General features: G+C 50.5%; 1 protein-coding gene. It reads right to left on the bottom strand.

The window, feature by feature from the left end:
- Positions 1-1023: condensation domain-containing protein (locus FHW88_RS29985; protein WP_255485499.1), on the bottom strand; the 1023-nt coding region annotated here is incomplete at both ends.

The following is a 1023-nucleotide window of genomic DNA, read 5'->3' as shown; positions in this document are numbered from 1 at the left end:
CATCGACCAGCCATCGCTGATGATATGGTGCATTACATAGGTAAATAACCAGCGATCGTCAGCTAACTGGTATATTGCGACACGTAAAAGAGGGCCTTCTGCCAGATCAAATGCCAGCAGGAAACTTTCTTTTATGATGCTGTCTAACTCGATCAGACCTGTGCTTGGCCTTAGGTCCTGATAATCTATTTTAAAATTGAGGTCTGCCAGGGGGATGATATATTGCCTGATTTCGCCATCGGCATTCTCTCTGAAAACAGTCCTTAGGATCTCATGCCTTTGTAACAGCTGTTCGAAAGCAGCATTCAGGGCTGTATAGTCGAGTTGTCCCTCAAACAAATATGCGCCGGGCATATTGTATGCTATATTTCCTTCCTCAAATTGACTCAGGATCCACATCCTCCGCTGTGAGGACGACAATATATACGAGTCCGAAGGGGGTGCTACCGGAATAGCACTGAATGCAGAACGGCGGGCCTGGTCAATATATTTGGCCTGGTCTTCCAGCGAAGGTGCAGAAAACAGCTCCCGCAAAGGAACCATAACATCGAAGACGTGGTGTATCTGGCTGGCTAACCGGGTTATCTTTAAGCTTTGTCCGCCCAGTTCAAAGAAATTATCATGAACCCCCACGGTGTGTATATCCAATACTTTTTTCCAGATCCCGGCTAACTGCGCCTCTGTTGAATTACGCGGCGGGGTATGTTCCCTGGCCGCGCCGGTATCGGGCAGGGGCAGGGCTTTTTTATCGACCTTGCCATTGGCGGTCAAAGGGAAAGCGCCGAGCATGAGGTAAGCGTTTGGGACCATATAGCCGGGCAGGCGTGATAAGAGGAATGCGCGCAGGTTTGCCCTGTCGATGTCGTTCTGTTCGTGGGTGAGATAATAACAGCAGAGCTGCTTGTCCCCTGAGGCGTCTTCCCTTGCGATAACGAGGGCTTCGCGGATACCCTCAAATGCGAGTACAGCGGCTTCGATCTCGCCGAGCTCGATCCTGTAGCCCCTGATCTTAACCTGGTCGTC

This window comes from Mucilaginibacter sp. SG538B, assembly GCF_013376065.1.
Taxonomy (GTDB): Bacteria; Bacteroidota; Bacteroidia; order Sphingobacteriales; family Sphingobacteriaceae; genus Mucilaginibacter; species Mucilaginibacter rubeus.
The sequence above is the reverse complement of the archived record's forward strand: the minus strand, read 5'-3'. Positions and strand labels throughout refer to the sequence as shown.